The organism is Nocardia neocaledoniensis (assembly GCF_029868625.1).
Taxonomy (GTDB): Bacteria; Actinomycetota; Actinomycetes; order Mycobacteriales; family Mycobacteriaceae; genus Nocardia; species Nocardia neocaledoniensis_A.
Genome location: NZ_JARWOJ010000111.1, coordinates 1 through 6,818, shown reverse-complemented (window position 1 = coordinate 6,818; position 6,818 = coordinate 1). Strand labels below are relative to the sequence as shown.

Sequence of the window (6,818 nt, the reverse complement as noted above, 5' to 3'; positions counted from 1 at the left end):
GCCGAACACCAGCAAAAGTTTGCTGATATTCAAAATGCCCAACCTTCCAACCGGGGGGTATGAAAGGCCGGAACCAATAATAATATTGGCACTGACATTCATCGACACACTATTGAGTTCTCAAAGAACACACGCACAAGCCTCTACCCGCAACTTTCGAAGGGGATTCAGCAGGGCAAGGTTTCCAACTGTAGCGCAGGCATTCCGTCGAAGCAAGTTCGAGAGGAAGTTACCCTGCACACAAGATCAGCCAGGCGCTCATCGTCCAACCTCGTTTTCCCTGGTACCTCGGTACCGGGTCGGTGTCCGTGTCGCTCTGACTCGAAGAAAGTTACGCACCGAAGATCATGAAGTCAAATCGCCTGGTCAGAGGCGGTGTTCGGCAGCCAGTCGGCGGCGAACCAGCCGGGTGCCGCGGCGGTGAACCGGTCGCGGTCCCAGGCACCCACGCCGGCGGGGACGGACCCGAGGAGCCGAGCCTCGGTGACCCGGGGCAGGTCGTCGCGGTTGCAGCGGGCGGCGAGATCGGGCTCGACGGGCCAGGACCCGATGACCACCCCGGCGCACGGCACACCCGCGGCGGCCAGTGTGCGGGTGGTGAGTTCGCTGTGGTTGAGAGTGCCGAGCCCCGCGGCGGCCACGACCAGGACGGGCGCGCCGAGCTTCTGGGCGAGTTCGAGCAGGGTGAACTCCCCCATCCGGACCAGCAGGCCGCCGGCGCCTTCGACCAGCACGAGGTCGGCATCGCGCAGGCCGTCGACGGCGGCGACGGTCTCTTCCAGCGTCAGCAGTGGCCGGCCCGCGCGGCGGGCGGCGGTGTCGGGCGCCAGTGGTTCCGGGTATCTGGCCAGTTCGAGGGTGCGGGTGACGCCGGAGAGCCGGGTGATCTCGGCGAGGTCACCCGGTTCGCCGGGGGCCATGCCTGTCTGGGCGGGTTTGCACACCGCGACGGACCGGCCCGCGGCGCGGGCGGCGGCGGCCAGCGCGGCGGTGACGACGGTCTTGCCGACGTCGGTGGAGGTACCGCTGATCAGCAGGATGCTCATGCGGTCACCGGCTGTCGCGCGTCGGCCAGGACCCCGTGCAAGACCTCGGCGATCGTGTCGAGTTCGGCGGGGGTGAGGTTCGCGCGGGCGGTCAGGCGCAGGCGCGAGGTGCCCTCGGGGACCGACGGGGGGCGGAAGCAGCCGACGTCGAGGCCACGGGCGCGGCAGGCCTGGGCGGCGTCGAAGGCGAGCTGGGCTTCGCCGAGCACGACCGAGACGACGGCGGAGTCGGGTTCCGGCACACCGGCTATCCGGGCGATGTCGGCGGCGCGGTCGAGTACGCGGGCGGCCATCGTGGGATCGCGGCGCAGCAGGCCCAGCGCGGCGCGGGCGGCGCCGACCGCGGCGGGGGCGAGACCGGTGTCGAAGATGAAGGTGCGGGCGGCGTCGACCAGGTGGTCGCGGATCCTGGCGTCGGCGAGCACCACACCGCCCTGGGCCGCGAACGCCTTCGACAGCGTGGCGGTGATGACGAGGTCCGGCTCACCGGCCAGGCCCAGCTCGTGCACGAGACCGCGACCGCCGCGACCGCGCACCCCGAGCCCGTGGGCCTCGTCGACGAGCAGGACCGCACCGGTGGCGCGGCAGACGCGATGCAGATCCGCGAGAGGGGCGAGGTCGCCGTCGGCGCTGAACACCGAGTCGGTGAGGACGAGCGCGCGTTCCTCGGGCCGTGTGGCGAGCAGTCGTTCGACCGCGTCGACATCGCGATGCGGGGCGATCTCGACCCTGGCGCGCGAGAGCCGGCACGCGTCGACCAGGGAGGCGTGGCTGCCCGCGTCGGACACCACGAGGGTGCCGCGACCGGCCAGCGCGGTGACCGCGCCCAGGTTCGCGGCGTAGCCGGAGGCGAACACCAAACCGGCTTCCGCGCCGACGAATTCGGCCAGCTCGGCCTCGAGCAGGGCGTGCTCGGCGGTGGTTCCGGTCACCAGGCGCGAGCCGGTGGACCCGGCGCCCCAGCGGCGGACGGCCGCGACCGCACCCTCGACGACCTCGGGGTGGCGCACCAGGCCGAGGTAGTCGTTGGAGGCCAGGTCGATGGCGGGCGACTCGGCCGCACGCGCCCGCAGCGTGCGGCGCAGCCCGGCGTCGACCCGCTCGGCCGCGCGCTCGTCCAACCAGCTCAAAGGATCGGTACTCACAGCTGAGGAGCATACTTGAACGCTGTTCAGGGTCATCCGAGGGAGGCCTTCGCCGCGGACCGGACAGCGCCGGTGATGGTGGCGATGTCGTCGGTGGAACTGATGAACGGCGGCATCGTGTAGATCAGGTCGCGAAACGGGCGCAGCCAGGCGCCCGCGTCCACCGCGGCGGTGGTGGCGGCGCGCATGTCCACGGGGCGGTCGAGCTGGACGACCCCGATCGCGCCGAGTACGCGCACCTCGGAGACACCCGACAGCTCGGCCAGCGGCGCGAGTCCGGCCCGCAGCTCGGACTCGATCCGCGCGACCTCGCCGCGCCAGTCCCGCGAGCGCAGCAATTCGATCGAGGCGACCGCGACCGCGCAGGCCAGCGGGTTGCCCATGAAGGTCGGACCGTGCATCAGTCCGCCGTGCGCCGCGCTGATCGTCTCGGCGATCGCGGTGGTGCACAGCGTGGCGGCCAGCGTGAGATAGCCGCCGGTCAGCGCCTTGCCCACGCACATCACGTCGGGGGCGACGCCCACGTGGTCGGCGGCGAAGAAAGCGCCGGTGCGGCCGAAACCGGTCGCGATCTCGTCGAAGACCAGCAGTACCTCGTTCGCGTCGCAGATCCGGCGCAGTTCGGTGAGATAGCGCGGATCGTGCCAGCGCATGCCGCCCGCGCCCTGCACGACCGGCTCGACGATGACGGCGGCGAGCTCGTCGCGATGAGCGGCGACGGCGCGCTCGAGCTCGGTGACGTAGCCGGGTTCGAAGGTCGCCGGCGGGGCGGGGACGAACACCTGCTCGGTGAGGACGTCGGTCCACAGTGCGTGCATGCCACCCTCGGGATCGCACACGCTCATCGGGGTGAAGGTGTCGCCGTGATAGCCGCCGCGCCAGGTGAGCAGCCGGTGCTTGCCCGGCTTGCCGACCCCGCGCCAGTACTGCAGGCACATCTTCGCCGCGACCTCCACCGAGACCGAGCCGGAGTCACAGAGGAACACCTTGTTCAGCCCGTCGGGGGTGAGTTCGACGAGGAGCTGGGTGAGCCGGGCCGCGGGCTCGTGGGTGAGGCCGCCGAACATCACGTGACTCATCCGCTGGGACTGCGCGAGCAAGGCGGCGTCGAGGACCGGGTGGCGGTAGCCGTGGACGGCGGCCCACCACGAGCTCATCCCGTCGACGAGTTCGCGCCCGTCGGCGAGGGTGAGCCTGGTGCCGGCCGCGCTCGCGACGACCAGGGGTTCGGTGGTCGCGGGGAAGCCGCCGTACGGATGCCAGACGTGGTCGGCATCGACGGCGGTGATCTGCTCGGGAGTCAGGTCCACAGGTGTCCTCGTCGTCGCCCGGTGCCGCCGGAACGACGGCCTTGAACGCCGTTCAAGTTATCACCTCCCGTCCGTGTCGGACAGGGCGGCGAGGACACCGGGGACCCGCGCCAGCGCGGCGCGCACCCCGTCGAGGGCCGATTCGCCCAGTTCGCCTGCCAGCGCTTCCTCGATCCGGCGGATGTGCGCACCGGCCAGCGCGAGGGCCTCGGCACCCGCGGCGGTGACGACGACCAGGCGGGCCCGCCGATCCGCGGGGTCGGGCCTGCGCTCCACATAGCCGCCACGTTCGAGGTGGGTGACCAGCTCCCCCATCGACTGCTGGGTCATCCCGGCGGCCTCGGCCAGCGCCGTCACCCGCGAGCCGGCGGGATCCAGGTACCGGAAGACCGCGTAGTGGGCAGGCCGCAGGTCCGTCCCGAGCGCGACGCGCAGCCGCTCGTCGAGCGCGCGCTCGTACGAGTCGGTCGCCTGGACCAGGAGTTTCAACAGCGTGGACGGACGATCCATGGACATATTAGGAAGGTTACCTTTGTATATTGATATGGCTGACATCGGCACCGTCCTCACCTTCCGCAACGGACACCGCGTGACACTCCTCGACCGCGGCGCCGACGAGCAGGGCGCGTACCTGCGGCTCGAGCACGTCCTGCCGCACGTGGGGCGGGAGGCCGGGCCACACTGGCACCCCGAGATCAGCGAGACCTGGACGATCCGCAGCGGCCGGGTGCGCTTCCGGATCGACGGCACCGAGATCGTGGCCGAACCGGGCGACACGGTGACAGCGCCCCCGCGCGCGGTCCACGAGTTCTGGAACGAGGCACCCGACACGGTGCTGGACCACCTGATCCGGCCACCGCTGCGGCACTGGGCGATGTTCGAGTTCTGGAGCGGCCTGGACACCACCGGCCGGACGACAGCGGGCAAATTGCCGCGCAACCCCCTCGCCCTCGGACTGCTGTGGGAGTACCAGGACGGCTACCTCGCCGGTCCGCCCGTGCCGCTGCAACGGCTGGTGTTCGGCGGCCTGGCCGCGCTGGCCCGGCGCACGGGCTACGCGCGGCGGCTGCGCGCGGCCACCCGCGCCACTGAGCAGGGGTGACGAAGCACCCAGTGCGGACCCGCGCGGACGCGGACGGGAGTCCTCTACTGTCGTAGCATGTCGAGCCCGAACGACCGCTCCGGTGAGGTGACCCCACTGGGTGTGTGGCCGGGCACCGCGTACCCGCTGGGCGCCACCTACGACGGCGCGGGCACCAATTTCTCGGTGTTCTCCGAGGTCGCCACCGGTGTCGACCTCTGCCTCATCGCCAAGGACGGGACCGAGACCAGAATCGAACTGGATGAGGTCGACGGCTACGTCTGGCACGCCTACCTGCCCGCGATCACGCCGGGCCAGCGGTACGGTTTCCGCGTCCACGGGCCCTACGAGCCGGAGCTGGGGCTGCGCTGCGACCCCAGCAAATTGCTGCTCGATCCCTACGGCAAGGCCTTCGACGGACAGTTCGTCAACGATCCCTCGCTCTACACCTACGGGCTGGATTCGCTGGGCCACACCATGACCGGGGTGGTGATCAATCCGTTCTTCGACTGGGGCGCCGACCGGCCGCCGAAGCGGCCCTATCACGAGACGGTGATCTACGAGGCGCACGTCAAGGGCATGACGATGACGCACCCCGACATTCCGGAGGAGCTGCGCGGCACCTACGCCGGGCTCGCGCATCCGGCGATCATCGGGCATCTGAAGAGCCTCGGCGTCACCGCGATCGAGCTGATGCCGGTGCATCAGTTCTTCCACGATCACGTGCTCACCGATCAGGGGCTGCGCAACTACTGGGGCTACAACAGCATCGGTTACCTGGCCCCGCACAACGAGTACTCGGCCCGCCCGCGCGGGGACGCCGCGGTCGCCGAATTCAAGGCGATGGTGCGGGCGATGCACGCCGAGGGCATCGAGGTGATCCTCGACGTGGTCTACAACCACACCGGCGAGGGCAACCACCTCGGGCCGGTCCTGAGCCTGCGCGGCATCGACAACGCCGCCTACTACCGGCTCGACGAGACCGAGCCGGAGCTCTACCGCGACTACACCGGGACCGGCAACAGCCTCAATGTGCGGCATCCGCACACCCTGCAGCTCATCATGGACTCGCTGCGGTACTGGATCCTGGACATGCACGTCGACGGCTTCCGGTTCGACCTGGCCGCCACCCTCGCCCGCGAACTGCACGACGTGGACCGGCTTTCGGCGTTCTTCGACCTGGTGCATCAGGATCCGGTGGTGAGTCAGGTCAAGCTCATCGCCGAGCCGTGGGACGTGGGCGAGGGCGGATACCAGGTGGGCAACTTCCCCAGCCTGTGGACCGAGTGGAACGGCAAATACCGCGACACGGTGCGCGACTACTGGCGCGGTGAGCCGGCGACGCTGGGCGAGTTCGCGTATCGGCTCACCGGCTCGTCGGATCTGTACGAGCCGACCGGGCGGCGCCCGAGCGCCAGCATCAACTTCGTCACCGCCCACGACGGCTTCACCCTGCGGGACCTGGTGTCCTACAACGAGAAACACAACGACGCCAACGGCGAGGACAACCGCGACGGCGAGAGCTACAACCGGTCGTGGAACTGCGGCGTCGAAGGCCCGACCGACGACCCGGAGATCCTGGAACTGCGGGCTCGCCAGCAGCGCAACCTGCTGGCCACGCTGATCCTCAGCCAGGGCACGCCGATGCTGGCCCACGGTGACGAGATCGGGCGCACCCAGGACGGCAACAACAATGTGTACTGCCAGGATTCGCCGCTGGCCTGGATGGACTGGTCGTTGGCGCGGACCAATGCCGACCTGCTCGCGTTCACCCGCTCGGTCATCGCCCTGCGCACCGAACACCCGATCTTCCGGCGCCGCCGTTTCCTGGCCGCCGGGCCGGGCGACGGCGCCGACCGCGGCCGCGAGATCGCCTGGTTCACCCCATCGGGCGCCGAGATGACCACCGACGACTGGCACAGCGGCTTCGGCAAATCGCTGGCCGTGCTGCTCGACGGTGACGGAATCCCCGAACCGGGACCGCGCGGGGAACGCATCACGGATGATTCGTTCCTGCTGTGCTTCAATGCGCACGACGAAGCACTCGATTTCGTGTAACCCGCGCCGGAGTTCGGCGCGGAATGGACTCTCGCCCTTGACTGTTAGAACCACACCGCGGGCGACGCGCTCGCCCAGATGCAGATCCCGGCCGACACCCACGTGGTGCCGACCCGCACCGAGAAGCTGCCGCTGGCGGGTGCCGCGCTCAGCGTCTACACCCCGCGCACCATCACCC

At 69.9% G+C, this 6,818-nt stretch carries 5 protein-coding genes and 1 pseudogene; 2 read left to right on the top strand and 4 right to left on the bottom strand.

Features of this window, described 5'->3' with window-relative positions; genetic code table 11:
- Positions 1-353: 353 nt before the first annotated feature.
- From bioD to QH270_RS07690, 4 genes are read right to left on the bottom strand one after another with little or no spacing between them, the layout of a single operon-like run.
- Positions 354-1,046 carry a dethiobiotin synthase gene (gene bioD / locus QH270_RS07705; RefSeq protein ID WP_280339800.1) on the bottom strand — a complete coding sequence of 231 codons (693 nt, stop codon included), beginning with the start codon at positions 1,044-1,046 and terminating at the stop codon, positions 354-356.
- A complete protein-coding gene (locus QH270_RS07700; protein ID WP_280339799.1) occupies positions 1,043-2,227 on the bottom strand; it encodes an 8-amino-7-oxononanoate synthase in 1,185 nt (394 codons plus the stop codon). Before QH270_RS07700 ends, bioD begins: the two co-directional genes overlap by 4 nt.
- A complete protein-coding gene (locus tag QH270_RS07695; protein WP_280339797.1) occupies positions 2,224-3,501 on the bottom strand; it encodes an adenosylmethionine--8-amino-7-oxononanoate transaminase in 1,278 nt (425 codons plus the stop codon). The genes QH270_RS07700 and QH270_RS07695 overlap by 4 nt, the downstream gene beginning before the upstream one ends.
- Before the next feature lie 60 nt (positions 3,502-3,561).
- Positions 3,562-4,017, bottom strand: coding sequence for a MarR family winged helix-turn-helix transcriptional regulator (locus tag QH270_RS07690; protein ID WP_280339795.1), 456 nt, complete (start codon positions 4,015-4,017; stop codon positions 3,562-3,564).
- Between the two features lie 28 nt (positions 4,018-4,045).
- Here QH270_RS07690 and QH270_RS07685 point away from each other — a divergent pair, with 28 nt between their 5' ends.
- Complete coding sequence (locus QH270_RS07685; protein ID WP_280339794.1) at positions 4,046-4,603, top strand: cupin domain-containing protein; 558 nt, start codon at positions 4,046-4,048, stop codon at positions 4,601-4,603.
- A gap of 57 nt (positions 4,604-4,660) precedes the next feature.
- Positions 4,661-6,637, top strand: a pseudogene (gene glgX, locus QH270_RS07680) (glycogen debranching protein GlgX); the annotation flags it as partial.
- Positions 6,638-6,818 lie beyond the last annotated feature (181 nt).